The organism is Paracoccus fontiphilus, assembly GCF_017356265.1.
In the GTDB taxonomy this organism is placed as follows: Bacteria; Pseudomonadota; Alphaproteobacteria; order Rhodobacterales; family Rhodobacteraceae; genus Paracoccus; species Paracoccus fontiphilus.
The window spans coordinates 1-23,025 of sequence record NZ_JAFNAW010000035.1 but is presented as its reverse complement, the minus strand read 5'-3'; the positions used below and the strand labels follow the sequence as shown (position 1 = coordinate 23,025).

Below are 23,025 nucleotides of genomic sequence, written 5' to 3'. Positions count from 1 at the left end.
TCAGGCCGCGTGGGCCCGCCAGGTCATTCCCTTGGGCGGCCCGGCCTGCGCCAGGGTGCCGTGAAGCGTCTCGTCGGGCATTTCGCGGGACAGGATCTCGCGGATGGCGATGACCTCCTCCAGGTCGATGCCGGTGCGGATGCCCGCCGTTTCGAACAGATAGACCAGATCCTCGAAGACGACATTGCCGGTCGCGCCCGGCGCGAAGGGACAGCCGCCCAGTCCCGCCAGCGAGGCGTCGAAGACCCGCGCCCCGGCATCGTAGGCGGCAAGCGCATTGGCAAGGCCCATGCCGCGCGTGTCGTGCAGGTGGACGACATAGGGCCGATCGCCCATCAGCGCGGTCATGCGACGGCACAGATCCGCGACCTGGCGCGGCCCGCCATAGCCCACGGTGTCGGCGATGCCGACCAGATCCACGCCCGCGTCCAGGCAGGCCTCGGCCAGCCGCTCGACCTCTCCGGGATCGACATGGCCCGACAGTGAACAGCCGGTCGCCATGGCGATGCCCACGTTGATCAGCGTGGCCGACCCCGCCTCGTCGCGCAGGCGCACGGTGTTGGCGATCTCGGCCAGGGATTGTTCGCGCGGACGGCGGGCATTGGCCATGTTGTGCGCCTCGGTCGCGGACATCACCACGGTCAGCTCCGTCACGCCCGCCTCCAGCCCGTCGCGCGCGCCGCGTTCGTTCAGCGCCAGCCCCAGCGAATGGGCGCCGAGGCCGTTGGCCAGATCGGTCAGCGTGCGCACGTCGGCGAACTGGGGAAAGCGGCTGGCGGGCAGGAACGAGCCCACCTCGAAATGGCGCACGCCGGCGGCATGTTCGCGCCGGATCCAGTCCGACTTGGCTTCGGTCGAAGGGAAGCTTTTCGTCAGTTGCAGCCCGTCGCGCAGCCCGACCTCGCGCAAGGCCACCTGTCCCGCCGGATAGACGCGGTTCACGTCGGCCATCACGCGCGCTCCATCTGCGGCAGGGCGGACAGGACTTCCGCCGTATGCTGCCCGATGGAGGGCAGGTCGGCATCGGCGGGCACGGGTGAGGTGCCATCGACCGAGAAGGGAAGGCCCGGCGCGCGGAAGTCCTTCTTGTCGGCATAGCGCGAATGAATCAGCCCGCCGGGGCGCGTGACATGGGGGTCGTCATACATCTCGGCCGGACGGGCGATGGGCGAACACAGCAGCGCGGCGGCCTCGCAGGCGGCCAGCAGGTCGGCATAGTCGCGCGCGGCCACCGCATCGGCGACAATGGGCAGGGTCCAGCTTCGCGCGGCGATCTGGTCGGGGCGGGTCTGCAGGCGGGGGTCGGACAGCAGCGCCCCAAGCCCCAGTACGCGGCAGAGCCCGGTCCATTGCGTTTCCGTCACCGCGCCCAGGAAGATCTGGCGCCCGTCGCGGGTCTGGAAGATGTCGTAGACCGGCCAGGAGAAGATCCGTTCCGGCATCGGGGGGCTTTCGGTGCCTTCGATGTCGAACTGCACCATGTGCTGCGCGACCAGCAGCAGGCAGTTCTCGAACAGGCCCGACCGAACCACGCTGCCCTTGCCGTCGCGGCCCCGCGCGATGATCTGGCCCAGCACCCCATAGGCCGCGAACAGCCCGCCCATGATGTCGTTGGCCGACGACCCGATCCGCAGCGGGCGCCCGGACGGTCCGGTCATGTAGGCCATGCCGGTCATCATCTGCACCAGCTCGTCCATGGCGGCGCGGTTTTCGTAAGGCCCCTCCAGGAAGCCCTTGCAGGACGCGACGATCAGGCGCGGAAACCGCTTGCGCAGGCTGTCGGGATCAAGGCCCATCCTGGCCAGGCTTTCGGTGCGGAAGTTTTCCACGAACACGTCGGCCGTGGCCAGAAGCCGTTCCAGGTCGGCACGGTCTTCGGGCGCCTTGATGTCCAGAACGACCGATTTCTTGCCCCGGTTGAAGGTCGGGAAGAAGCCCGCACCCATGCCGGTCAGGTTGCGGGTCTTGTCGCCCTCGGGCGGCTCGATCTTGATGACCTCGGCGCCCAGAAAGGCCAGGAACATCCCGCAGGACGGTCCCATGACCATGTGGCTCATCTCGACGACGCGGATGCCGTCCAGGGGCAGATTCATCGCTTGTCCTCCCGTTCCTCGGGATGGAAGGTGCCAAGCGGGCGGGCTTCACACAAATAGAAGATTCAGATATACGGTTTCTGAAAACCAGAAGGCTGCACCCATGCCGCTGAGCCTGCGCCAGCTTCGCTATTTCGCCCGGATCGCCCGGACCGGCGTGATGGGCCACGCGGCCGAGGAACTGGGCGTCGCGCAATCCGCGCTCAGCCATCACATGGCCGAACTCGAGGCGCTGCTGGGGGTGCGCCTGTTCGACCGCCGCCCGCGCGGCGTGACGCTGACCCCCGCAGGCGAGCGGCTCAACGAACACGCCCAGGCCATCCTTGGCGCGCTGGAGCGGGCCGAGACCGACGTCCGCGACTTCACGGAACAGGCGTCGGGGCCCTTCGTGCTGGGCTTGTGCCACACCGCGACCGAGGTGGCGGCCCTGACGATCATGCAGCGCGCGGCCAGGCAGTTGCCCGGAATGCACCTGTCCATTGTCGAAAGCGTCAGCGGCAACCTTCTGGCGATGATGCTGCGCGGAGAGATCGACCTTGCCGTGGCCTACCAGCCGCCCGACGACAGCCGGTTCAACGCCCGGCCGATCCTGAACGAGCACCTGTATCTTGTCGGCCTTCCGCAGATGATCGGGCCCGAGAACACCCCGATCCCCTTCGACGACCTGCCGCAGGGCAAGGTGCTGGCGCTGAACCTGGTCCGCTCCTCGCGGTCGATCGTGCACAGCCAGTTCCTGCGCCGCCAGATCACCCCGCATCCGCAGCTTGAAATCGAATCGCTCAGCGCGCTGATCCAGGCGATGCGGGCGGGGCTGGGCTGCTCGATCCTCGCGCGCGCGACGGTGGCCGCCGATCTTGCCCGGGGCAGTCTTCACGCCCGCAAGATCATCCAGCCCGAACTGAACCGGAGCCTGTATCTTGTGACGCCGGCAAACCAGCCGAGGCGGCGGGTGGATGACGAGATGGCCGGGCTTGTCCTTGCCGTCCTGGCCGAAGCCGTGGCCGAGGGCCGCTGGCCGGGGGAAAGCCTGACGGGTTCGGGATAGCACGCCCGACCGCCGCAGAGGTCATCGCCCGGGACCGGCGGCCTGGACCTTTGCGGGTTTGCAGCGCTCCGGGTGGGCCTGGTCAAAGGCCGGATGGCTTGCGCAGGTGCTGGCGACGGCCGTGATGCGGGGCAGGTGGCCGCAGGGGACGCTCCAGCGGGAGGCGTTGTAGAGCTGGGGGACCAGGGTGCAGTCGGCCAGGGTCGGGGTGTCGCCGTGGCAGAAGCGGCCGGTGAAGGCGGGGTGGTCCAGCAGCGCCTCGACGGCCTCCAGCCCCGCGGCGATGGTGTCGCGGGTCCAGTCGGCGCGGGCTGCGGGTCCGGCCAGAGCCTCGACGCGGTCGAGGACGCGCAGGTTGGCCACGGGGTGGATCTCGCAGGCGATGGCCTGCGAGAGGGCGCGGACCCGCGCGCGCCCGGCCGGGTCGGCGGGCAGCAAGGGCGGCTCGGGGCGGGTTTCCTCCAGGTAGTCGAGGATGGCGAGCGACTGCGTCAGCACCAGCCCGTCGATCCGCAGCACCGGCACCAGCCCCTGCGGGTTCAGCGCCCGGTGATCGGGGCCGCGCTGCTCCCCCGCAACCAGATCGACAGGCACCCGGCCGTAACCGATGCCCTTGAGGTTCAGCGCGATCCGCACCCGGTAGGACGCCGAGGAGCGCCAGTAGTCGTGCAGCACCACGCTCATGGCCGGGCCGGCAGGATGGTGCCGGTGCAGGGGCCGAAGCCGATGGTGTAGCCCTCGCCCTTGGCCGTGGCGAACAGCGCGACGGTGTCGCCGTCCTGGATGAAGGTGCGGGCCGCGTCGTTGACGGTGACGGGGGTCTTGCCGCCCCCGGTCATTTCCAGCAGCGCGCCGGTCTGGTCGGGCGTCGGCCCGCTGATGGTGCCCGAGCCCAAGAGGTCGCCCACCCGCATCGGGCAGCCCGAACTGGTGTGATGGGCCAGCTGCTGCGCCGACGAATAATACATCACGTTGTAGTTGGTGCGCGCCATGACCTGCCCGTTCATGGACCAGCCGATCTCCAGGTCGTAAAGGCCGGGGCGGCTTTCCTGCAGGTAGGGCAGCAGCGGGTTGGCGCGGGGGGCGCCGGGGCTGCGGAACGGCTCCAGTGCGGCCTGCGTCACGATCCAGGCGCCGATGGTGGTGCCCAAGGCCTTGGACTGGAACGGGCCCAGCGGCTGGTACTCCCAAGCCTGGACGTCGCGCGCCGACCAGTCGTTCAGCAGCACATAGCCGAAGATCATCGCCTCGGCCTCCTCGACGCTGACGCGGCTGCCCAAGGCGCTCGGCGCGCCGACGACCGCGCCCAGTTCCAGCTCCAGGTCGAGGCGCTCGCAGGGCGCCCAGCGGGGGCCGGCCTCGCCCTTCAACTGTCCCATCGGGCGGCGGATCGGCGTGCCCGACACCACCACCGACGAGGCGCGGCCGTTATAGCCGATGGGCATGTGCGTCCACTGCGCGGGCAGGGCGTTCTCCGGCCCCCGGAACAGCACGCCCACGTTGAAGGCGTGGTTCCGGGACGCATAGAAGTCGGTGTATTCCGTCACCCGGATCGGCAGGTGCAGGGTGGCCCCGGCCATCGGCACCAGCGGCAGGTCCGGCGCCGCGCCTTCGGCCAGCAGTTCGGTCAGCCGCGCGCGGACCGCGTCCCACCGGGCCCGGCCCAGGGCCATGAAGCCGTTCAAGGCGTCCTGTGCGAAGGTGCCGCCCGCATCCAGCAGCCCCCGCGCCTCGCAGGCCGCCAGATCGACGATCATGTCGCCGATGGCCGCCCCGCAGCGCGGCGCCTCGCCCGCTGTCGAGAACACCCCGTAGGGCAGGTTGTTGAGGGGGAAGGGGCAGTCCGCCGCATTGGCGCTGTCCACCCGGGACCGGATCAGGGCCATTTCCGGCCTCCTTTGCTTTGGTCAAAATATCCCACAGGGGGGTTGCCGGCTGGTGCGCCACTGGTTCGAGAACCAGCCGGCGACGGGACGTGAAGTCCCCCGGCCTTGGGGCGCGTCACTTCTCGCCGGGCGTGCCGTCGAACTTCTTCTCCAGACGCTGCCACACCTCCATGTATTCCTGCTGCATCGGCGCCTCGCGGGCGGCGTATTCGGTCAGGTGCTGGGGAAAGCGCGTCTCGAACATGAAGGACATGGTGTTGTCCAGCTTCTCGGGGCGCAGCTCGGCATTCGAGGCGCCCTCGAAGGCGTCGCGGTCGGGGCCGTGGGGCAACATGCAGTTGTGCAGGCTGATGCCGCCCGGCGCGAATCCCTGGGGCTTGGCGTCATAGATGCCGTAGATGTTGCCCATCAGTTCCGACATGATGTTCTTGTGGTACCAGGGCGGGCGGAAGGAATGCTCGGCCACCATCCAGCGTTCGCGGAACAGCACGAAGTCGATATTCGCGGTCCCTTCCTGGCCCGAAGGCGCGGTCAGCACCGTGAAGATCGACGGGTCGGGATGGTCGAACAGGATCGCGCCCACCGGCGAATAGGTGCGCAGGTCGTATTTGTAGGCGCAGTAGTTGCCGTGCCAGGCCACCACGTCCAGGGGCGAATGGCCGATCCAGGTTTCGTGGAACTGTCCGCACCACTTGATGACCACGCGGGACCGTGTCTCGCGGTCCTCGAAAGCCGCGACCGGGCACTTGAAGTCGCGGGGATTGGCCAGGCAGTTGGCGCCGATCGGGCCGCGGCCCGGCAGGTCGAACTTCTGACCGTAGTTCTCGCACACGAAGCCGCGGGCGGGGCCTTCCAGCACCTCGACCCGGTAGACGAGGCCGCGCGGCAGGATGGCGATCTCCCTGGGCTCCAGGTCGATGACGCCCAGTTCGGTGCAAAAGCGCAGCCGGCCTTCCTGCGGCACCACCAGCAACTCGCTGTCGGCCGAGAAGAAGTATTCGTCCACCATCGACTGCGTGACCAGGTAGACGTGGGACGCCATGCCCACCTGGATGTTCACGTCGCCCGCCGTGGTGATGGTGCGCATCCCGGTGATCCAGGTCAGGTCCGCGTCCGGCACCGGGATCGGGTCCCAGCGGTACTGGCCCAGGCTGGTCACGTTGGGCAGCACGTTGGGCGCGGTCTTCCAGAAGGGCACCTCGATGGGTGCGAACCGTCCCGTGTGATGGACCGACGGGCGGATGCGATAGCACCAGGTCCGCTCGTTCTGGCCGCGCGGCGCGGTGAAGGCGGTGCCCGAGAGCTGCTCGGCGTAAAGGCCGTAGTTGCACTTCTGCGGGCTGTTCTGGCCCTGGGGCAGGGCGCCGGGCAGGGCCTCGGTCTCGAAGTCGTTGCCGAAGCCCGGCATGTAGCCCTGATGCGCGCCCTGCGGTCCGGTCGCGCGGATCATGCCGGCGGGTAGTTGCTGGATCGTCATTCGGGTGCTCCTCCCCCAAAATCGTTGCTGATGCAATGATCATACCGTTGCATCGGCAACGATGTCAACGCCGGCGCGCGCCGCACCTTTCCGGTTGTCCGCGCCCCGGTTTTCTGCTGATTTCCCGGGAACGGAGACGCGCATGGTATTCGATCTCGACCAGTTCCTGCCTTACCGCCTGTCGGTCGCCGCCGCGCAGGTCAGCCGACGATTCGCGGCCCGATACGCTGCCGAAGCAGGGCTGACGATCCCGGAATGGCGGGTGCTGGCGCATCTGGGACAAGGCGGCGAGGTCAGCGTCCGCGACATCCATCGCCGCGTGAACCTCGACAAGTCCATGGTCAGCCGAGCCGCCACCCGACTGGAGGAAGCGGGTCTGGTCGGGAAGACCGGCCATGACACCGACCGGCGCCTTGTCGTGCTGCGCCTGACGCCCCGGGGCCGCGCCCTGATGAACCGCCTTGAGGTTCTGGCCGAAAAGTTCCAGGCCGATCTGCTGGCCGATCTGGGCGATGCCGCCCCGGATCTGTCCCGTGCCTTGGACCGGCTGGTCGCCTCGGGTCAGGATCGGACACCTGCACCCTGAGCGGGGCGGCCGGCCGCCGCGCGGTCCCGGCAGACGACCGTCCGGTGGTCAAGACCCTTGTTGTCCCGGGGCGTCCGGCTGCCGATCCTGCGCCTGTGCGGGACGGACGTTGTTCGCCTCCAGCCAGGCGGGGTTTTCGGAATACATGTCGCGGATCAGCGTCTTGACCAGTTCCAGATAGCGCGATCCGTCGCCTGCCCGGTGGTTCAGGATGACCGGGGAAATCGCCCGGGGACTGTCGATCACGCGATACCGCACGTCCGACCGCATCTGCCGGGCCGACGAGGGAATGATGCAGATCCCCGAATCCGCGGCGACCAGGCCAAGCGCGGTCTGGATTTCGCGGACCTCCAGCACGTCGGCCGGGCGCACGTCCTCGTCCTGCAGGATGCCCAGAACCTGATCGGCATAGCTGGGCCGGGGCTCCTTGGGATAGACGATCAGCCTTTGCCCGCCGATGGCGGACAAGGGCAGCGGCGCGTCCTCGCGCGCGAGGGGCGTGTCCTGGGGAAGGGCCGCGACCAATCGTTCCTCGCGCAGGACGGTGCTGGCGACATTCGGGTCGCTGTGCTTCAGCCGCCCGAAGCCGAGGTCGATGCGTCCTTCCTTCAGCGCGGGGATCTGCTGGATCGACAGCATCTCCAGCAGCTGGATGTCCAGTTCCGGCGCGTTCTGCCGCAGCTTCCGGACCAGGACCGGCAGCCCGCCATACAGGGTCGAGGCCACGAAGCCGATGGACAGCACCCGGTTGCGGTTCATCCCCACCCGGCGCGTCGCGTCCTTCATCTGGTCCACGCGCCCCAGCACCTGAAGCGCCTGTTCATAGAACAGCCGCCCCGCATCGGTCAGCTTGATCGGACGGCTTTTGCGGATGATCAGGGCGACGCCCAGTTCCTCTTCCAGCAGCTGGATCTGGCGGCTGAGCGGCGGCTGGGCGATGTGCAGGATCTCGGCCGCGCGGGTGAAGTTCCGCTCTCGTGCGACGGCGGCGAAGTATCGCAATTGTCGCAGATCCATGCCTGTCCCCCAGCCCCGAACCGTCAGGAACACGTCCGTCGCGGGTATGCCGCGCCGCAGCAAGCCGCTGAAGGTTCATGTTTCCTTCATGATAATACCCTGAAGGTATCACGGCAAACACAAATGATCTTGGACGGGCGGCGGGATTTGCAGGCATTCTGCCGTCATGAACCAGCCATACGCCCCCCTTGCCACATCCCTTGCCGCCGTCCCTGTCGTGACGCGGGTCGACACGGTGATCCTAGACCTGCCCACCATCCGGCCGCACAAGCTGTCGGTCGCGACCATGAACGGCCAGGTGCTGATGCTGGTCCGCGTCCATTGCAGCGACGGGATCACCGGCGTGGGCGAGGGCACGACCATCGGCGGCCTGGCCTATGGCGGCGAAAGCCCCGAAAGCATGAAGACCAACATCGATTGCTGGTTCGCGCCGGTGATGCTGGGCCAGGACGCGACGCGGGTGCAGGCGCTGATGGCGCGGATCGGCAGGATGGTGAAGGACAACCGCTTCGCCAAGTCCGCCGTGGAAACCGCCCTGCTGGACGCCCAGGGCAAGCGCCTCGGCCTGCCCGTGAGCGAGCTTCTGGGCGGACGCCGCCGCGACCGGCTGCCGGTAGCCTGGACGCTGGCCTCGGGCGACACGGCCCGCGACATCGCCGAGGCCGAGCGGATGCTGGACCTGCGCCGCCACCGCGTCTTCAAGCTGAAGATCGGCGCGCGCCCGCTGCGCGACGACATCGCCCATGTGGGTGCGATCAAGGCCGCGCTTGGCGACCGCGCCGCGGTGCGCGTCGACGTCAACATGGCCTGGTCCGAGGGCGAGGCGGCTTACGGCATGGCGGCGCTTGCCGATGCCGGCTGCGAACTGGTGGAACAGCCGGTGGCGTCCGCTGCGGCCCTGACGCGGCTGGTGCGCCGCTTCCCCGTGGCGCTGATGGCCGATGAATCGCTGACCGGACCGGAAAGCGCCTTCGACCTGGCGCGCGTGCAGGGCGCCGACGTCTTTGCCGTCAAGCTGGAACAAAGCGGCGGCGCCTTCAATGCGTTGCGGGTCGCGGCCATCGCGGACGCGGCGGGGATCGGCCTCTACGGCGGCACCATGCTGGAAGGCGCGGTGGGCACGGTGATCTCGGCCCATGCCTTCGCGACCTTCGCCAATCTGCAATGGGGCACCGAACTGTTCGGCCCCCTGCTGCTGACCGAGGAGATCCTGCAAACGCCGCTGGACTACAGCGACTTCGAACTGACCGTGCCGAACGGCCCCGGCCTGGGCGTGACGCTGGACGAGGACCGCGTGGCCTTCTTCGCCCGCGACGGCATCCGCAAGACGATCAAGGTGTGACGATGCTTTATCAAGTGACCATGGACGTGACGCTGCCCCGCGACCTGCCCGCCGACGAACGGGCGGATATCCTGGCCCGCGAGAAGGCCTATTCGCAGGATCTGCAGCGCCAGGGGAAATGGCGCCACATCTGGCGGATCGCCGGGCAGTACGCCAACGTCAGCATCTTCGATGTCCGCGACAATGCCGAACTGCACGACATCCTGTCGGGCCTCCCCTTGTTTCCCTTCATGGAAATCAAGGTCACGCCCCTGCTGCGCCACCCGTCCGCCATCCGCGAGGATGACAGCTGACACCCCCAAGGACCGGCGGAGGGGCCGGTCCCACCCAGTTTCCAAGCGAATCCAGGAGGAGAAACGAATGACTGTCACCATCTTCGACCGCCCCGACGTGCAGGCGTTCCTGAAGGAACTCAGCGGCCTGAACAACACCTACGGCAATCCGCGCATGAAAGAGATCACGCATCGCCTGATGTCGGATCTGTTCCGCGCCATCGACGACCTGAACATCACCCCCGACGAATACTGGATGGGCGTGGCCTGGCTGAACGACCTGGGCGCCGCCGGTCAGGCGGGCCTGATCTCCCCGGGCCTGGGGGTCGATCACTTCCTGGACGAGCGCCTGGACGCCATCGACGCCGAACTGGGGATCGAGAACCCGACACCCCGCACCATCGAAGGCCCGCTGTATGTCGCAGGCGCCCCGGAATCGGTCGGCTTCGCGCGCCTTGACGACGGCTCTGATGCCGACGGCCACACGCTGGTCATGCACGGCACGGTCCACGGGTCCGACGGCAAGCCGCTGGCCGGCGCCAAGGTCGAGGTCTGGCACTGCGACACGCGCGGCTTCTATTCGCATTTCGACCCCACCGGCAAGCAGGCGCCCTTCAACATGCGCCGCACGATCATCGCGGATGAAAACGGCCGCTACAGGTTCCAGAGCATCCTGCCCTCGGGCTATGGCGTGCCTCCGGGAAGCCCGACCGAGAAGCTGCTGACGGCCCTTGGCCGCCACGGCCAGCGTCCGGCACATATCCACTTCTTCATCAGCGCCGACGGCCACCGCAAGCTGACCACCCAGATCAACATCGAGGGCGATCCGCTGATCGACGACGATTTCGCCTATGCCACCCGCGAAGGCCTGGTGCCGCATGTCGTGGAACGCACGGACGAGGACAGCATCCGGGCCAACGGCCTGAACGGTCCCTTCGCCGAGATCGCCTTCGACATCCACCTGACCGCGCTGGTGGACGGCCTGGACAACCAGGTCAACGAACAGCGCCGCCGCGCCGCCGCCTGACGGCGCCCCGGGCGGCCGCCGGAGGGGAGGCCGCCCACCCCACCCTATCATCACCGACATCATGGCAGGGGCCTGGCCGTCATCGCCGCCTCTGGAGGAGGAGAACTCATGTCCGCGATCATCGAAAAGGCCCGCGACCTGGACCACCTGCTGGACGTCGCCGTCCAGGACGACGCCGAGGCCGGCCTGTTCCGCTGCCGCCGCGACATCTTCACGAACGAGGATCTGTACGCGCTGGAGATGAAGCACATCTTCGAAGGCAACTGGGTCTATCTGGCGCATGAAAGCCAGATCCCGGACATCAACGACTATTACACCGCCTGGATCGGCCGCCAGCCGGTCGTCATCACCCGCGACAAGACCGGGTCGCTCAACGCCGTCATCAACGCCTGCGCCCACAAGGGCGCGATGCTGTGCCGCCGCAAGCAGGGCAACAAGGGCAGCTTCACCTGCCCGTTCCACGGCTGGACCTTTTCCAACACCGGCAAGCTGCTGAAGGTGAAGGACGCCAGGACCACGCAATATCCCGACCAGTTCAACCAGCATGGTTCCCACGACCTGACCCGCGTGGCCCGCTTCGAAAGCTATCGCGGCTTCCTGTTCGGCAGCCTCAACGCCGATGTCGCGCCGCTGACGGAATACCTGGGGGAAACCACCGTCATCATCGACCAGATCGTCGATCAGGCCCCCGAGGGGCTGGAGGTTCTGCGCGGCAATTCGTCCTACATCTACGACGGCAACTGGAAGTTGCAGATGGAGAACGGCTGCGACGGCTACCACGTCAGCTCGGTCCACTGGAACTATGCCACCACCATGGACCGCCGCAGCGAGACCGGCACCAAGGCGGTGGACGCGAACAGCTGGTCGAAATCGGTCGCGGGCGTCTATGGCTTCGACAACGGCCACATCCTGCTGTGGACCAACACGAAGAACCCCGAGGTCCGGCCCGTCTGGAACCGCCGCGACGATCTTGTGGCCCGTCTGGGCGAGGACAAGGCGGGTTTCATCGTCAACCAGACGCGAAACCTGTGCCTTTACCCGAACGTGTTCCTGATGGACCAGTTCAGCACCCAGATCCGCGTCGTCCGCCCGCTGTCCGTGGACAAGACCGAAGTCACCATCTTCTGCTTCGCCCCCAAGGGCGAGTCGGCCGAGAACCGCGCCCACCGCATCCGCCAGTACGAGGACTTCTTCAACGTCTCGGGCATGGGCACGTCCGACGACCTGGAGGAGTTCCGCGCCTGCCAGACGGCCTATGCCGCACCCTTGTGGAACGACATGTCGCGCGGCGCGCCGCTGTGGGTCCACGGGCCGGACGAGAACGCCCGCCGCATGGGCCTGAAGCCGCTGATCTCGGGCGAGCGCAGCGAGGACGAGGGGCTGTTCGTCTGCCAGCACGAATACTGGGCCAGGGTCATGCGCGACGCGCTGGCCACCGAGAAGAAGGGAGAAGCGGCATGAGCCTGGATCACGCCATCAGCACCGGCCTGGACTACAACGCCATCTGCGCCTTCCTGTATCGCGAGGCGCGCCTGCTGGACGACCGGCAGTGGGACGAATGGCTGACCTGCTATGCGCCCGACGCGTCCTACTGGATGCCCGCCTGGGACGACAACGACCAGGTCACCGAGGACCCGCAGTCCCAGATCTCGCTGATCTACTATCCCAACCGCGAGGGGCTGGAGGACCGCGTCTTCCGCATCAAGACCGAACGGTCGGGCGCATCCACGCCGGAACCGCGCACCAGCCACACCGTCAGCAACGTCGAGGTGGTGGCGGATCGCGGGTCCGAGGTGGACGTGCGCTACAATTTCCACACGCTGAACCACCGCTACAAGACCACCGACCAGTTCTTCGGCACCATGTTCGTGACCCTGCGCCGGACGGACGGCGGCATAGTGATCGCGGCCAAGAAGATCGTCCTGAAGAACGACTACATCCGCCAGGTCATCGACGTCTACCACGTCTGACCCCACCCCAGCACACCGCAAGGAGGAGGCGACCATGTGCTATACCATCGCGCTGAATTTCGAGGACGGGATCACCCGCTTCGTCGATTGCAAGCCGGGCGAGAAGGTGCTTGATGCCGCCTTCCGCAACAAGATCAACCTGCCGATGGATTGTTCCGACGGCGTTTGCGGCACCTGCAAGTGCCGGGCCGAAAGCGGCAGCTATGACCTGGGCGAGGACTATATCGAGGACGCCCTGACCGAGGACGAGGCCGCGGAAGGTCTGGTCCTGACCTGCCAGATGGTGCCGTCGTCCGACTGCGTGCTGTCGGTGCCGGTGACGGCGGCGTCCTGCAAGACGGGCCAGCAGACCTTCGCGGCGACCGTCACCCGGATCGAGCCGCATCACGACGCCGCCGTGGTGCTGGAACTGGAGGCGGGGGACGCCCCCGTCTTCCTGCCGGGGCAGTACGTCAACATCGACGTGCCGGGCGGGGGCGACCATCGGTCCTATTCCTTCAGCACCGCGCCGGGTGAACGCAGCCTCGGCTTCCTGATCAAGAAGATCCCCGGCGGGCTGATGGGCAACTGGCTGTCCTGCGCCAAGCCCGGCGACACCTTGGCCCTGACCGGGCCGATGGGCAGCTTCTACCTGCGCGACGGCGATGGTCCCCTGCTGTTCCTGGCGGGCGGCACGGGCCTTGCGCCCTTCCTGTCGATGCTGGAGGTTCTGGCGCGGGCCGGATCGCGCCGGCACGTCCACCTGATCTATGGCGTCACGCGCGACCAGGATCTGGTGCTGGTGGACCAGATCGCGGCCTATGCCAAGCGGCTGCCGAACTTCACCTTCGCCACCGTCGTGGCGGACCCGGCCTCGGACCACCCGCGCAAGGGCTGGGTCACGCAGCACATGCCCGAGGAGATGCTGGCCACCCCCGGCGTCGAGGTCTATCTGTGCGGTCCCCCGCCGATGGTCGATGCCGTCCGCCACTATCTGGACGACAACGGCATCAGGCCCGCCTCCTTCCACTACGAGAAGTTCACCCCCAACGCGCCCCTGAAGGCCATCGCATGACCGGCGCCGTCTTTGCCGGACGCTTCGCGGGCAAGATCCTGGTCGTGACCGGGGCCGCGCAGGGGATCGGTCGCGCCGTGGCGCTGCGCGCGGCCGCCGAAGGGGGCAAGGTGCTGCTGGTGGACCGCGCCGACTTCGTGGCCGATGTCGCGGCCGAGGCCGGCGACGGGGCTTCCGGCTTCGTCGCCGACCTGGAAACCTGGGACGGCGCCGATGCGGCGATGCGCCATGCGGCGGACACCTTCGGCGGCATCGACATCCTGATCAGCAACGTGGGCGGCGCGATCCGGATGCGGCCCTTTGCCGAATTCGAACCCGCCCAGATCGACGCCGAGATCCGCCGGTCCCTGATGCCGACCCTCTATTGCTGCCGCGCGGTCCTGCCGCATCTGACGGCGCGGGGCGGCGGCACCATCGTCAACGTGTCGTCCAATGCCACGCGCGGCATCCACCGGGTGCCCTATTCGGCGGCCAAGGGCGGCGTGAACGCCATCACGCAGGCGCTGGCAATGGAGATGGCGCCCTTGAATATCCGCGTGGTCGCCACCGCCCCCGGCGGGACCGAGGCCCCGCCCCGCCGCATCCCGCGCAACGCGGACGGCGACAACGCCGACGAACGGCGGTGGATGGCCGAGGTCGTGACCCAGGTGCGGGAGTCGGCCTTCATGAAGCGCTATGGCACCATCGAGGAACAGGCCGCGCCGATCCTGTTCCTGGCCTCGGACGAGGCGTCCTACATCACCGCAACCGTGCTGCCCGTCGCGGGAGGCGACAATGGCTGACCGGATTTCAATAAAACAGGGAGGAGAAAAGGAATGCGCGACATCGACGTGACCGAGGCCATAGAGCGGGGCCCGTTCGGCAGTTTTCAATGGATGGTGGTGGCGCTGTGCGGCGCGCTGCTGGTCGTGGACGGATACGACGTGTTCGTCGCGGGCACGGTGCTGCCCACCCTGATCGCGGAATGGAGCCTGACCAAGCCGCAGGCGGGCGCGCTGCAAGCCTGGGCGCTGTTCGGGATGATGTTCGGGGCGCTGATCCTGGGGCCGCTGGCCGACCGGATCGGGCGCAAGAAGGGCGTGGCGATCAGCTTCGTGCTGTTCACCTCGGCCACGGTGATGACAGGTTTCGCCACCTCGCCCGAGCAGTTCAAGATTTTCCGGTTCATCGCCGGTCTGGGCTGCGGCGGGCTGATGCCCAACGCCGTGGCCTTGATGAACGAATACGCCCCCAAACGCCTGCGCGGCACGATGGTCGCGCTGATGTTTTCCGGCTATTCGGTGGGCGGCATGGTCGCGGCGGGCCTGGGCATCGGCCTGATCCCGAACTTCGGCTGGCAGCCGATGTTCTTCATCGCCGCCATTCCGCTGGCCCTGCTGCCGCTGATCCTGTGGAAGCTGCCGGAATCGCTGGGCTTCCTGCTGCGCCAGGGCAAACAGGAAGAGGCGAAGCGCATCTTCGCCAAGGTGTCGGGAACGCCTCTGGCCGCCGACGACCGGCTGGTCTTCACCGAGGCCAAGGGCGCCTCGGCTTCCGCCCTGGAACTGTTCCGCCACGGCCGTGCGCTGCGCACGCTGATGCTGTGGCTGTCCTTCTTCTGCTGCCTGCTTCTGGTCTATCTGCTGTCGTCCTGGCTGCCCAAGGTCCTGCAAGAGGCAGGCTATGCCGAACGCGCCAGCCTGTTGTCGCTGTTCAGCCTGAACTTCGGCGGCATGGCGGGGGCGATCATGGGCGGCCGTCTGGGCGACCGCTTCGGGCTGCCCAAGGTGGTGGTGGCCTATTTCGCCGCCGCCGCGCTGTCCATCGCCCTTGTCGGGGCCAACCCGGCGCCCGTGCTGCTGTTCGCTCTGGTCTTTGTCGCCGGCGCGACCACCATCGGCACGCAGATCCTGCTCTATGCCAGCGTCGCGCAGCTTTACAACCTGTCGGTCCGGGGCGCGGGCCTCGGCTGGGCCTCGGGCGTGGGGCGGATCGGCGCCATCGTCGGGCCGACCCTGGGCGGCGTGCTGCTGGCGCGCGAACTGCCGCTGGGCCAGAACTTCCTGATCTTCGCCGTCCCGGCGGCGGTCTCGGCGCTGGCGATGCTGGTCTTCGCACTGGCGAACAACCGCGCGCGCGAAAGCGCGCAGCTTGCCGCCGCCTGATCGGCTCCTCACCCTCGGCGCGCGGCACTGCCGCGCGTCTTCATTTCCGGAAAGCCCGACATGCCCTATCTGGACCTGCCGACCCACCGTGTTCACTACCGCATCGACGGTGCGGACGGGGACAAGCCCTGGCTGACCTTCTGCAATTCGCTGGGCACCGACCTGCGCATGTGGGACGCCCAGGTGGCCGATCTGGCACAGGATTTCCGCATCCTGCGCCATGACCGGCGCGGGCATGGCCAGTCCGGCACGCCGCAGCCGCCCTATGGTCTGGCAGATCTGGGCGGTGACGTGATCGCGTTGTGGGACGCCCTGTCCATCGCGCGCAGCCATTTCTGCGGGCTGTCCATCGGCGGGCTGACCGGGCAATGGCTGGGCATCCACGCCGGGCCGCGACTGGACCGGCTGGTCGTCTGCGCCACGGCGGCGCGGATCGGGACGGCGGAAAGCTGGACCGCCCGCATCGACGAGGTCCGGGCGAACGGCCTGGCCAGCCTGGTCCCCGCGACGGCGGACCGCTGGTTCACCCCCGCCTTCCGCAAGGCCCGGCCCGCGGCGGTCGACGCGATCCTGGGCAGCTTTGCCGCGACGTCGGTCGATGGCTATGCCGGCTGCTGCGCCGCGCTTGCCGGCGCGGATCTGCGCGGCGACCTGTCGCGCATCGCGGTGCCCGTCCTGGCGATCTCGGGCGATGACGACCCGGTCTGCCCGCCCGCCGATCTGGAGGCCATCGCAGGCGGCGTGCAGGACGGGCGGCATGTTTCCCTGCCGGGCCGCCACATCGTGAACCGGGAATCGCCCTCCCGCTTCAACGCCGTTCTTCGGGAATTCCTCGGCTCCGGTGCCTTGCGCCGCTAGGGGCCCGGGGGCTTACGCATCCTCGAACAAGCCGATCTCGGCCAGGATCGCCGCATGGATGCGGGCGCCCACCGGGATCAGGCCGTCGGGAAAGTCGTAGTCGGGATTGTGCAGGGCGGGCCTGTCCTCGCCCGCGCCCAGCAGCATGATCGCCGCCCGGGCGCCATGGCCGAACTGGCCGAAATCCTCGGAGGCGCGCATCGGCAGCAGGCCGGGTTCATGGGGCAGGCCGATCCTGTCCAGGGCCCGGCGCACGACGGATGCGGCATGGGCATCGTTTTCCGTGGTGACGAAGACATCGGCATGGCCGATCTCCAGCGCCAGCCCCTCGTCGCGGGCAACCTCGCGGGCAAGCGCCTCGGCGCGGTCCACCAGCCGGGCCATGCCGTCGTCGGTCAGCGTCCGCAAGGTGGCGAACAGGCTGGCCTCGCCGGGGGCGACGCCGAACGCCGGAACTCCCATGGTGGCGTGCGTCACCGTGACAAGGGTGAAGCCGGGATCGCCGGTCGCGGTGCCGGGCGGGCTTGCCAGCGCCGCCAGTCCCGTCATCAGCCGCGCGACGGCCGCCATGGGCGAGACGCCCGTTTCCGGCTGCGAGGCATGGGCGGTCCTGCCCGTCAGCCGCAGCATCATCCCGCGCGAGGCGCAGCAGACCGGGCCGTCCTTGATCAGCACCCGGCCAAGCGGGATGCCGGGCATGTTGTGGATGGCGAAGGCATGGTCGGGCCTCAGGGCGGCAAAGGCCAGATCGCCGACCACCGCGCGGGCGCCCGACCCGTCTTCCTCGGCGGGCTGGTACATCAGGATCACCGCGCCGCGTGACGGGCGGCGCCGGCCAAGGACAAGCGCCATGGACGACACCATCGCCATGTGCCCGTCATGACCGCACTGGTGGCCCTGGCCCGCCACAGTCGAACGGTGGGGCACGTCGGCCAGATCCGCGATGGGCAGGCCGTCCAGTTCGCAGCGCAGCAGGACGCGCGGACCGGGCCTGCCGCTGTCATAGATCGCGGCGACGCCATGGCCGCCGATCCCCGTGATGATCCTGTCAGGGACGGTTTCCCGCAGAAAGGCCGCAATCGTCGCCGCCGTGCGCCGTTCCTGGCCCGACAGTTCGGGGTGCCGGTGAAGGTCGTGCCGAAGGCGGGTCAGGACCTCGATGTCGGCATCGGTCGGCAGCGGGACGCCGGCGGTGATCGTCATCAGGCGGCCTCCACGGCCTTGCCATAGCGCTCGATCATGCCGAACAGGTCGCGCGGGTCGTCGGGGTCGGCCAGCAGATCCAGCATCTGCAGGTCCTGGCGGCTTGCCAGGATGTCCCTGAGATAGCGCAGGGCGCTGAAATCCTCGGTCGCGAACCCGACCGAGTCGAACAGCGTGATCTGCGTGCCGTCGCGGCGGCCGGGGGCCTTGCCGGCCATGACCTGCCAGATCTCGGTCACGGGATGGTCGGGGGCAAGCTGCTGGATCTCGCCCTCGATCCGGGTCTGTGGCGGGTATTCCACGAAGATTTCGGACCGGGCCAGGATGTCCCGGTGCAGTTCGGTCTTGCCGGGGCAGTCCCCGCCGATGGCGTTGATGTGGACCCCGCTGCCCACCATGTTGTCGCCGAGGATGGTCGCATACTGCTTGTCGGCGGTGCAGGTGGTGATGATCTGCGCGCCCTCGATGGCCTGTTCGGCAGAGGCGCAGGGAACGACGGTCAGCCCCTTGCCCGCAAGGTTCCGGGCCGCCTTCTCGGTGGCCTTTCCGTCGATGTCGTAAAGGCGGACGGTGTCGATGCCGCAGATGGCCTTGAAGGCCAGGCACTGGAATTCCGACTGCGCGCCGTTTCCGATCATCGCCATGACCTTGGCCCCCTTGGGCGCCAGATGCTTCGCCACCACGGCCGAGGTCGCGGCCGTGCGCAACGCGGTCAGGATCGTCATCTCGGTCAGAAGGACCGGATAGCCGGTTTCGACATCCGCCAGCACGCCGAAGGCGGTCACGGTCTGGCGCCCGGTCCGGATGTTCCTGGGATGGCCGTTGACGTATTTGAAGCCGTAGCTGCGCCCGTCCGAGGCAGGCATCAGCTCGATCACGCCCTCGGGGGAATGGGCGGCGACCCGGGGCGTCTTGTCGAACTGTTCCCAGCGCAGGAAATCCTCCTCGATATAGGCGGCAAGATCGACAAGGATGCGCTCGACGCCCTGCTCCAGCACGATCCGCATCATTGTCTCGACGCTGACAAAGGGAACAAGGCTCATCGGGCCGGGCAGGGGCAGGGACATGGTTTTTCCTTTTGGACGGCTGCCACCAAGGCGGGCGGGGCGGCGCGGTTCTGCGAAGGGTAGACCCCGGCAGCTTACGCGAGGCGCCCCTTTCTGTAAACTGTCGACAGTTGACGGTCTCGACGAACGGGGCTATGCAGGGGTTGGTCCGGTCGATCGGAGAAGCCCATGAAAGCCGTCATCGCGCGTCTCGCGGCTCCGGCCAGCCTGTCCGAAACGGTCCGGAACGAGATGCTCCGCCTGATCACGACCGGCGCCCTGCGTCCCGGCGCCCGCCTCAACGAGGTGCATCTGGCCGAGCAGCTGGGCGTCAGCCGCGGCCCGGTCCGCGAGGCGCTGCGCGAGCTTGAGGGCCTTGGCCTGACACAAAGCCGGCCGCGCCTGGGCTTCTATGTCACGGAGCCGACCGACCAGGAGATCGTCGAGCTTTACGAGGTCAGCCCCTTGATCAGCCAGGCGTTGATCCGCGACTTCATGACCTATTCGGATGCGGATACCTGCCGCGCCATCCTGGAGGACGTGGACAGCATCGTCCTGGAAGGCACGCCGTCCTTCTCGGAAAGCCTGCTCGCCTTCCGGCAGCGCATGTTGGGCCATGTCCACAACCGCTACCTGGCCGAAATGGCGCTATCGCTTTATCGCCGGTTCTTCATCGTCGCGGCCCTTGTCGATGCAGACGACATAGCCGAGCGCATCGAGCGCATCATCGACACGCAGCGCCGGTTCTGGTCTGCGATGGCCGCGCGCGACGCGGCAACGGCGGAAGCCATCATGCAGGACGATGCCGCCTATTGGCTGGAGGATGTCGCGCCGCGGTTCGCCGCCTCCCGCCATCGCGGCAAGGGGGCAGCCCAGGGCCGATGAATCGGCGGTCAGGCGCAAGGGAACCGGCCGATCCGGGGGGCGGCATGTCACCCCCGGGGATCGAAGGACGCAGGCGTCAGGCGTCCTCGGTTTCCAGATACATCTGCAGGCCGGCGCGGATGTCGTCGGGCCAGGGCGTGGACTTGTGGGTTTCCAGCGAGGTCAGGACGATCTTCTGGCGGATGGTCCAGATGACGTCGCCGCGCACCGTCACCACCGTCTCGAGATCCAGCGACGAGCGGCCGATGTTGCGGACATGGACCACGAAGTCGAGCACGTCGCCATACATGGCGGGCTTGGTGAACAGGATGTTCATCGACAGCGTCGGCAGGCCCAGGCGGCGTTCGAACATGATCTCCTTCCAGGTCACGCCGGTCGAGGCGAACATCGCCTCGTTGACGTCGACCAGCATCGACAGATAGGCCGGGTGATAGGCAATTCCGGTCAGGTCGCAGTCACCGAATCGCAGCGGCTTGGAAATCGTGAAGGGCATGGTGTCTCTTTCGGCATGGCACCCGTGGCAAGATGCCGGTGCAATTAATTCATGCTTGAAGAATAGGACCCGCTGCCGACCTGTCAATACGCAACATCCCGGCAGTGTCCCGATCACCGGAGACAAGGGCCCCCTGATCCGTCATCCATCTTGGCGGAGGCGTAAAAACCTGTGCGCTTCGATGCCGCCATGCTTGACAGTGGCCCCACCATTTCGTTTTATACCTAAAACATATTGCGGCATCCGCATCAGCTTGGGAAGCACGACATGAAAATCGCCGTTCTGGGGGGTGGCCCTGCCGGGCTTTACTTCGCGATCTCGATGAAGCTGCGTGACGCAAGCCACGACATCACTGTGTATGAACGCAACCGTCCCGACGACACCTTCGGGTGGGGCGTGGTGCTGTCGGACGAGACGATGGGCAATTTCGGCGAGAACGATCCCGTCAGCGAGGCGATGATCCGCGACAGCTTCGCCTATTGGGACGACGTGAAGGTGGTGCGGGGCAGTGAGAGCATGACCTCGGGCGGGCACGGCTTCTGCGGCATCGGCCGGATGAAGCTGCTGCTGCTGTTGCAGGAACGGGCGCGGCAACTGGGGGTCGAACTGGTGTTCCAGTCGGACATGGATGCCGGCGCGATCGAGGACCTGCGCGCCAGCCACGATCTGGTGGTGGCGGCCGACGGGCTCAATTCCCGCACCCGGCAGGTCTATGCGGACAGGTTCGGGGCGCAGATCGACATGCGCCGCAACCATTTCGTCTGGCTGGGCACGAAGCAGAAGTTCGACGACGCCTTCACCTTCATCTTCGAACAGACCGAGCACGGCTGGATCTGGGCGCACGCCTATCAGTTCGACGCCGACACCGCGACGTTCATCGTCGAATGCGGTCCCGAGACCTTCGAGGCCTTCGGCTTCGGGTCGATGTCGCAGGCCGACAGCATGGCATTGTGCGAAAGGATCTTCGCCCGCCATCTGGGCGGTCACAGCCTGATGTCAAACGCCAATCACATCCGGGGTTCCGCCTGGATACGCTTTCCGCGCGTCACCTGCGAGAACTGGCATTTCGACAATGTCGTCCTGCTGGGCGATGCCTCGGCCACGGCGCATTTCTCGATCGGGTCGGGATCGAAGCTGGGCATGGAAAGCGCCATCGCCCTTGCAGACGAACTGAACGCGGGCAAGCCGCTGGACCGGGCGCTGGCGGATTACCAGGAAGCGCGCCAGTTGCAGGTTCTGCGCGTCACCTCGGCCGCGCGCAACTCGACCGAGTGGTTCGAGGAGGTCGAGCGCTACCTGGATCTGGATCTGACCCAGTTCACCTATTCGCTGCTGACGCGCAGCCAGCGCATCGGGCACGAGAACCTGCGCCTGCGCGATCCCGAATGGCTGGGCGAGGCCGAGGCGTGGTTCCAGGCCCGCGCGGGCAACCGATCCACCCGCCGGCCGATGTTCGCGCCGTTCCAGTTGCGCGACATGCGGCTGGCCAACCGCGTCGTCGTCTCGCCCATGGCGCAGTACAAGGCCGTGGACGGCAACCCGACCGACTGGCATTTCGTCCACTATGCCGAACGCGCCAAGGGCGGCGCGGGCCTGGTTTTCACCGAGATGCTGTGCGTGTCCCCCGAAGGCCGCATCACGCCGGGCTGCCCCTGCATCGGTCCCGACCAGGAAGCCGCGTGGAAGCGCCTGACCGACTTCGTCCACGCGGAAACGGACGCCAAGATCTGCGCCCAGATCGGCCATGCGGGCCGCAAGGGGGCGACGCGCCTGGCCTGGGAAGGCATCGACAAGCCGGTGGCCTCTGGCGGCTGGCCGCTGATCTCGGCCTCGGCGCTGCCCTACCTGCCGGAAAGCGTCGTGCCGAAGGCCATGGACCGCGCCGACATGGATGCGGTCAAGGCACAGTTCGTCGAGGCCGTGAGGACCGCCGACCGGGCGGGCTTCGACATGGTCGAGATGCACGCGGCGCACGGCTATCTGCTGGCCTCGTTCATTTCCCCGGTCACGAACCGGCGGACGGACGAATACGGGGGCAGCCTGGAAAACCGGATGCGCTTCCCGCTGGAGGTCTTTGCGGCGATGCGCGCGGCGTGGCCCGAAGGCAAGCCGATGACGGTGCGCATCTCGGCCCATGACTGGATCGAGGGGGGCGTCATGCCCGCCGAGGCGGTCGAGGTGGCGCGGATGTTCCGCGACGCGGGGGCGGACGCGATCAACGTGTCCTCGGGCCAGACCGACAAGGCGGAACAGCCCGTCTACGGCCGCATGTTCCAGGCGCCCTTCAGCGACCGCATCCGCAACGACCTGGGCGTGCCCACGATGGTCGCGGGCAACATCTACGAGGCCGACCACGTCAACTCGATCCTGATGGCGGGACGGGCCGACCTGGTCCTGCTGGCGCGCCCGCACCTGGCCGATCCCTACTGGACCCTGCACGCGGCGGTGGATCTGGGCGACATCGAACAGGCCTGGCCCGCGCCCTATGAAGGCGGGCGGCGGCAGGCCAACACGCTGGCCGAACGCGCAAGGGCCATGGCATGAGCCTGGCGGGTCGCAGGGCACTGGTCACGGGCGGCGGCTCGGGCGTCGGCGCCTGCTGCGCGCGTGCCCTGGCCGCCGCGGGC

The 23,025-nt window shown here is 67.7% G+C and carries 22 protein-coding genes; 13 read left to right on the top strand and 9 right to left on the bottom strand.

Annotated features, from left to right (window positions below; genetic code table 11):
• Both J0F76_RS12695 and J0F76_RS12690 read right to left on the bottom strand, forming a co-directional pair.
• Positions 1-951 (bottom strand): hydroxymethylglutaryl-CoA lyase, encoded by a 951-nt coding sequence (locus J0F76_RS12695; RefSeq protein WP_207469959.1) that lies wholly within the window; start codon positions 949-951, stop codon positions 1-3.
• On the bottom strand, positions 951-2,093 hold the full coding sequence (locus J0F76_RS12690; protein WP_207469957.1) for a CaiB/BaiF CoA transferase family protein: 1,143 nt from the start codon (positions 2,091-2,093) through the stop codon (positions 951-953). Before J0F76_RS12690 ends, J0F76_RS12695 begins: the two co-directional genes overlap by 1 nt.
• A 103-nt stretch (positions 2,094-2,196) precedes the next feature.
• On the opposite strand from J0F76_RS12690, the gene J0F76_RS12685 reads away from it, so the two are divergent.
• A complete protein-coding gene (locus J0F76_RS12685; RefSeq protein ID WP_207469956.1) occupies positions 2,197-3,138 on the top strand; it encodes a LysR family transcriptional regulator in 942 nt (313 codons plus the stop codon).
• 21 nt (positions 3,139-3,159) lie between these two features.
• Here the strand turns inward: J0F76_RS12685 and maiA are convergent, their stop codons facing one another.
• The 3 genes from maiA to hmgA form a co-directional block, all read right to left on the bottom strand.
• Entirely contained in the window at positions 3,160-3,822 is a 663-nt protein-coding gene (maiA, locus tag J0F76_RS12680) for a maleylacetoacetate isomerase (protein WP_207469955.1), read from the bottom strand.
• A complete protein-coding gene (gene fahA / locus J0F76_RS12675; protein WP_207469954.1) occupies positions 3,819-5,024 on the bottom strand; it encodes a fumarylacetoacetase in 1,206 nt (401 codons plus the stop codon). The genes maiA and fahA overlap by 4 nt, the downstream gene beginning before the upstream one ends.
• A 115-nt stretch (positions 5,025-5,139) precedes the next feature.
• Positions 5,140-6,501 carry a homogentisate 1,2-dioxygenase gene (hmgA, locus tag J0F76_RS12670; protein WP_207469953.1) on the bottom strand — a complete coding sequence of 454 codons (1,362 nt, stop codon included), beginning with the start codon at positions 6,499-6,501 and terminating at the stop codon, positions 5,140-5,142.
• A gap of 142 nt (positions 6,502-6,643) precedes the next feature.
• Between hmgA and J0F76_RS12665 the strand changes: the two genes are divergently transcribed.
• Positions 6,644-7,087, top strand: coding sequence for a MarR family winged helix-turn-helix transcriptional regulator (locus tag J0F76_RS12665; RefSeq protein WP_207469952.1), 444 nt, complete (start codon positions 6,644-6,646; stop codon positions 7,085-7,087).
• Positions 7,088-7,135: 48 nt separating this feature from the next.
• On the opposite strand, the gene J0F76_RS12660 is transcribed toward J0F76_RS12665, so the two are convergent.
• The gene (locus tag J0F76_RS12660; RefSeq protein ID WP_207469951.1) at positions 7,136-8,104 is read right to left on the bottom strand and encodes a LysR family transcriptional regulator; all 969 of its coding nucleotides are present in this window, start codon (positions 8,102-8,104) and stop codon (positions 7,136-7,138) included.
• A 166-nt stretch (positions 8,105-8,270) separates the two neighbouring features.
• Between J0F76_RS12660 and J0F76_RS12655 the strand changes: the two genes are divergently transcribed.
• The 9 genes from J0F76_RS12655 to pcaD all read left to right on the top strand — a co-directional run bounded on the left by J0F76_RS12655 (position 8,271) and on the right by pcaD (position 16,771).
• Positions 8,271-9,446, top strand: coding sequence for a muconate/chloromuconate family cycloisomerase (locus J0F76_RS12655; protein ID WP_207469950.1), 1,176 nt, complete (start codon positions 8,271-8,273; stop codon positions 9,444-9,446).
• 2 nt (positions 9,447-9,448) lie between these two features.
• The gene (gene catC / locus J0F76_RS12650; protein WP_207469949.1) at positions 9,449-9,739 is read left to right on the top strand and encodes a muconolactone Delta-isomerase; all 291 of its coding nucleotides are present in this window, start codon (positions 9,449-9,451) and stop codon (positions 9,737-9,739) included.
• Between the two features lie 67 nt (positions 9,740-9,806).
• Positions 9,807-10,745, top strand: a complete 939-nt coding sequence (gene catA, locus J0F76_RS12645; RefSeq protein ID WP_207469947.1) for a catechol 1,2-dioxygenase — start codon at positions 9,807-9,809, stop codon at positions 10,743-10,745.
• A gap of 108 nt (positions 10,746-10,853) precedes the next feature.
• Positions 10,854-12,206 carry an SRPBCC family protein gene (locus J0F76_RS12640; protein WP_207469945.1) on the top strand — a complete coding sequence of 451 codons (1,353 nt, stop codon included), beginning with the start codon at positions 10,854-10,856 and terminating at the stop codon, positions 12,204-12,206.
• Positions 12,203-12,715 carry a benzoate 1,2-dioxygenase small subunit gene (gene benB / locus J0F76_RS12635; protein WP_207469941.1) on the top strand — a complete coding sequence of 171 codons (513 nt, stop codon included), beginning with the start codon at positions 12,203-12,205 and terminating at the stop codon, positions 12,713-12,715. The genes J0F76_RS12640 and benB overlap by 4 nt, the downstream gene beginning before the upstream one ends.
• 34 nt (positions 12,716-12,749) lie before the next feature.
• Positions 12,750-13,769 (top strand): benzoate 1,2-dioxygenase electron transfer component BenC, encoded by a 1,020-nt coding sequence (gene benC / locus J0F76_RS12630; RefSeq protein WP_207469938.1) that lies wholly within the window; start codon positions 12,750-12,752, stop codon positions 13,767-13,769.
• Positions 13,766-14,551 carry a benzoate diol dehydrogenase BenD gene (benD, locus tag J0F76_RS12625; protein ID WP_207469936.1) on the top strand — a complete coding sequence of 262 codons (786 nt, stop codon included), beginning with the start codon at positions 13,766-13,768 and terminating at the stop codon, positions 14,549-14,551. Before benC ends, benD begins: the two co-directional genes overlap by 4 nt.
• Positions 14,552-14,584: 33 nt before the next feature.
• Positions 14,585-15,913, top strand: coding sequence for an MFS transporter (locus J0F76_RS12620; RefSeq protein ID WP_207469933.1), 1,329 nt, complete (start codon positions 14,585-14,587; stop codon positions 15,911-15,913).
• Positions 15,914-15,973: 60 nt separating this feature from the next.
• Complete coding sequence (gene pcaD, locus J0F76_RS12615; protein ID WP_207469931.1) at positions 15,974-16,771, top strand: 3-oxoadipate enol-lactonase; 798 nt, start codon at positions 15,974-15,976, stop codon at positions 16,769-16,771.
• 12 nt (positions 16,772-16,783) lie between these two features.
• On the opposite strand, the gene J0F76_RS12610 is transcribed toward pcaD, so the two are convergent.
• Both J0F76_RS12610 and J0F76_RS12605 read right to left on the bottom strand, forming a co-directional pair.
• The gene (locus J0F76_RS12610) at positions 16,784-17,974 is read right to left on the bottom strand and encodes an amidohydrolase (RefSeq protein ID WP_207469929.1); all 1,191 of its coding nucleotides are present in this window, start codon (positions 17,972-17,974) and stop codon (positions 16,784-16,786) included.
• Positions 17,974-19,041, bottom strand: a complete 1,068-nt coding sequence (locus J0F76_RS12605) for an ornithine cyclodeaminase (RefSeq protein ID WP_207469927.1) — start codon at positions 19,039-19,041, stop codon at positions 17,974-17,976. Before J0F76_RS12605 ends, J0F76_RS12610 begins: the two co-directional genes overlap by 1 nt.
• A gap of 168 nt (positions 19,042-19,209) precedes the next feature.
• On the opposite strand from J0F76_RS12605, the gene J0F76_RS12600 reads away from it, so the two are divergent.
• Entirely contained in the window at positions 19,210-19,905 is a 696-nt protein-coding gene (locus tag J0F76_RS12600) for a GntR family transcriptional regulator (RefSeq protein WP_207469925.1), read from the top strand.
• A gap of 76 nt (positions 19,906-19,981) precedes the next feature.
• Here the strand turns inward: J0F76_RS12600 and J0F76_RS12595 are convergent, their stop codons facing one another.
• Positions 19,982-20,398: an acyl-CoA thioesterase gene (locus J0F76_RS12595; protein ID WP_207469923.1), complete on the bottom strand. Its 417-nt coding sequence runs from the start codon at positions 20,396-20,398 to the stop codon at positions 19,982-19,984.
• A gap of 267 nt (positions 20,399-20,665) precedes the next feature.
• On the opposite strand from J0F76_RS12595, the gene J0F76_RS12590 reads away from it, so the two are divergent.
• Positions 20,666-22,942, top strand: a complete 2,277-nt coding sequence (locus J0F76_RS12590; protein ID WP_207469921.1) for a bifunctional salicylyl-CoA 5-hydroxylase/oxidoreductase — start codon at positions 20,666-20,668, stop codon at positions 22,940-22,942.
• Positions 22,943-23,025 lie beyond the last annotated feature (83 nt).

Excerpts from the sequence above, each read along its gene's own strand:
- J0F76_RS12695 (WP_207469959.1), bottom strand. The coding sequence starts at position 951 with ATGGCCGACGTGAACCGCGTCTATCCGGCGGGACAGGTGGCCTTGCGC.
- J0F76_RS12690 (WP_207469957.1), bottom strand. The coding sequence starts at position 2,093 with ATGAATCTGCCCCTGGACGGCATCCGCGTCGTCGAGATGAGCCACATG.
- J0F76_RS12685 (WP_207469956.1), top strand. The coding sequence starts at position 2,197 with ATGCCGCTGAGCCTGCGCCAGCTTCGCTATTTCGCCCGGATCGCCCGG.
- maiA (WP_207469955.1), bottom strand. The coding sequence starts at position 3,822 with ATGAGCGTGGTGCTGCACGACTACTGGCGCTCCTCGGCGTCCTACCGG.
- fahA (WP_207469954.1), bottom strand. The coding sequence starts at position 5,024 with ATGGCCCTGATCCGGTCCCGGGTGGACAGCGCCAATGCGGCGGACTGC.
- hmgA (WP_207469953.1), bottom strand. The coding sequence starts at position 6,501 with ATGACGATCCAGCAACTACCCGCCGGCATGATCCGCGCGACCGGACCG.
- J0F76_RS12665 (WP_207469952.1), top strand. The coding sequence starts at position 6,644 with ATGGTATTCGATCTCGACCAGTTCCTGCCTTACCGCCTGTCGGTCGCC.
- J0F76_RS12660 (WP_207469951.1), bottom strand. The coding sequence starts at position 8,104 with ATGGATCTGCGACAATTGCGATACTTCGCCGCCGTCGCACGAGAGCGG.
- J0F76_RS12655 (WP_207469950.1), top strand. The coding sequence starts at position 8,271 with ATGAACCAGCCATACGCCCCCCTTGCCACATCCCTTGCCGCCGTCCCT.
- catC (WP_207469949.1), top strand. The coding sequence starts at position 9,449 with ATGCTTTATCAAGTGACCATGGACGTGACGCTGCCCCGCGACCTGCCC.
- catA (WP_207469947.1), top strand. The coding sequence starts at position 9,807 with ATGACTGTCACCATCTTCGACCGCCCCGACGTGCAGGCGTTCCTGAAG.
- J0F76_RS12640 (WP_207469945.1), top strand. The coding sequence starts at position 10,854 with ATGTCCGCGATCATCGAAAAGGCCCGCGACCTGGACCACCTGCTGGAC.
- benB (WP_207469941.1), top strand. The coding sequence starts at position 12,203 with ATGAGCCTGGATCACGCCATCAGCACCGGCCTGGACTACAACGCCATC.
- benC (WP_207469938.1), top strand. The coding sequence starts at position 12,750 with ATGTGCTATACCATCGCGCTGAATTTCGAGGACGGGATCACCCGCTTC.
- benD (WP_207469936.1), top strand. The coding sequence starts at position 13,766 with ATGACCGGCGCCGTCTTTGCCGGACGCTTCGCGGGCAAGATCCTGGTC.
- J0F76_RS12620 (WP_207469933.1), top strand. The coding sequence starts at position 14,585 with ATGCGCGACATCGACGTGACCGAGGCCATAGAGCGGGGCCCGTTCGGC.
- pcaD (WP_207469931.1), top strand. The coding sequence starts at position 15,974 with ATGCCCTATCTGGACCTGCCGACCCACCGTGTTCACTACCGCATCGAC.
- J0F76_RS12610 (WP_207469929.1), bottom strand. The coding sequence starts at position 17,974 with ATGACGATCACCGCCGGCGTCCCGCTGCCGACCGATGCCGACATCGAG.
- J0F76_RS12605 (WP_207469927.1), bottom strand. The coding sequence starts at position 19,041 with ATGTCCCTGCCCCTGCCCGGCCCGATGAGCCTTGTTCCCTTTGTCAGC.
- J0F76_RS12600 (WP_207469925.1), top strand. The coding sequence starts at position 19,210 with ATGAAAGCCGTCATCGCGCGTCTCGCGGCTCCGGCCAGCCTGTCCGAA.
- J0F76_RS12595 (WP_207469923.1), bottom strand. The coding sequence starts at position 20,398 with ATGCCCTTCACGATTTCCAAGCCGCTGCGATTCGGTGACTGCGACCTG.
- J0F76_RS12590 (WP_207469921.1), top strand. The coding sequence starts at position 20,666 with ATGAAAATCGCCGTTCTGGGGGGTGGCCCTGCCGGGCTTTACTTCGCG.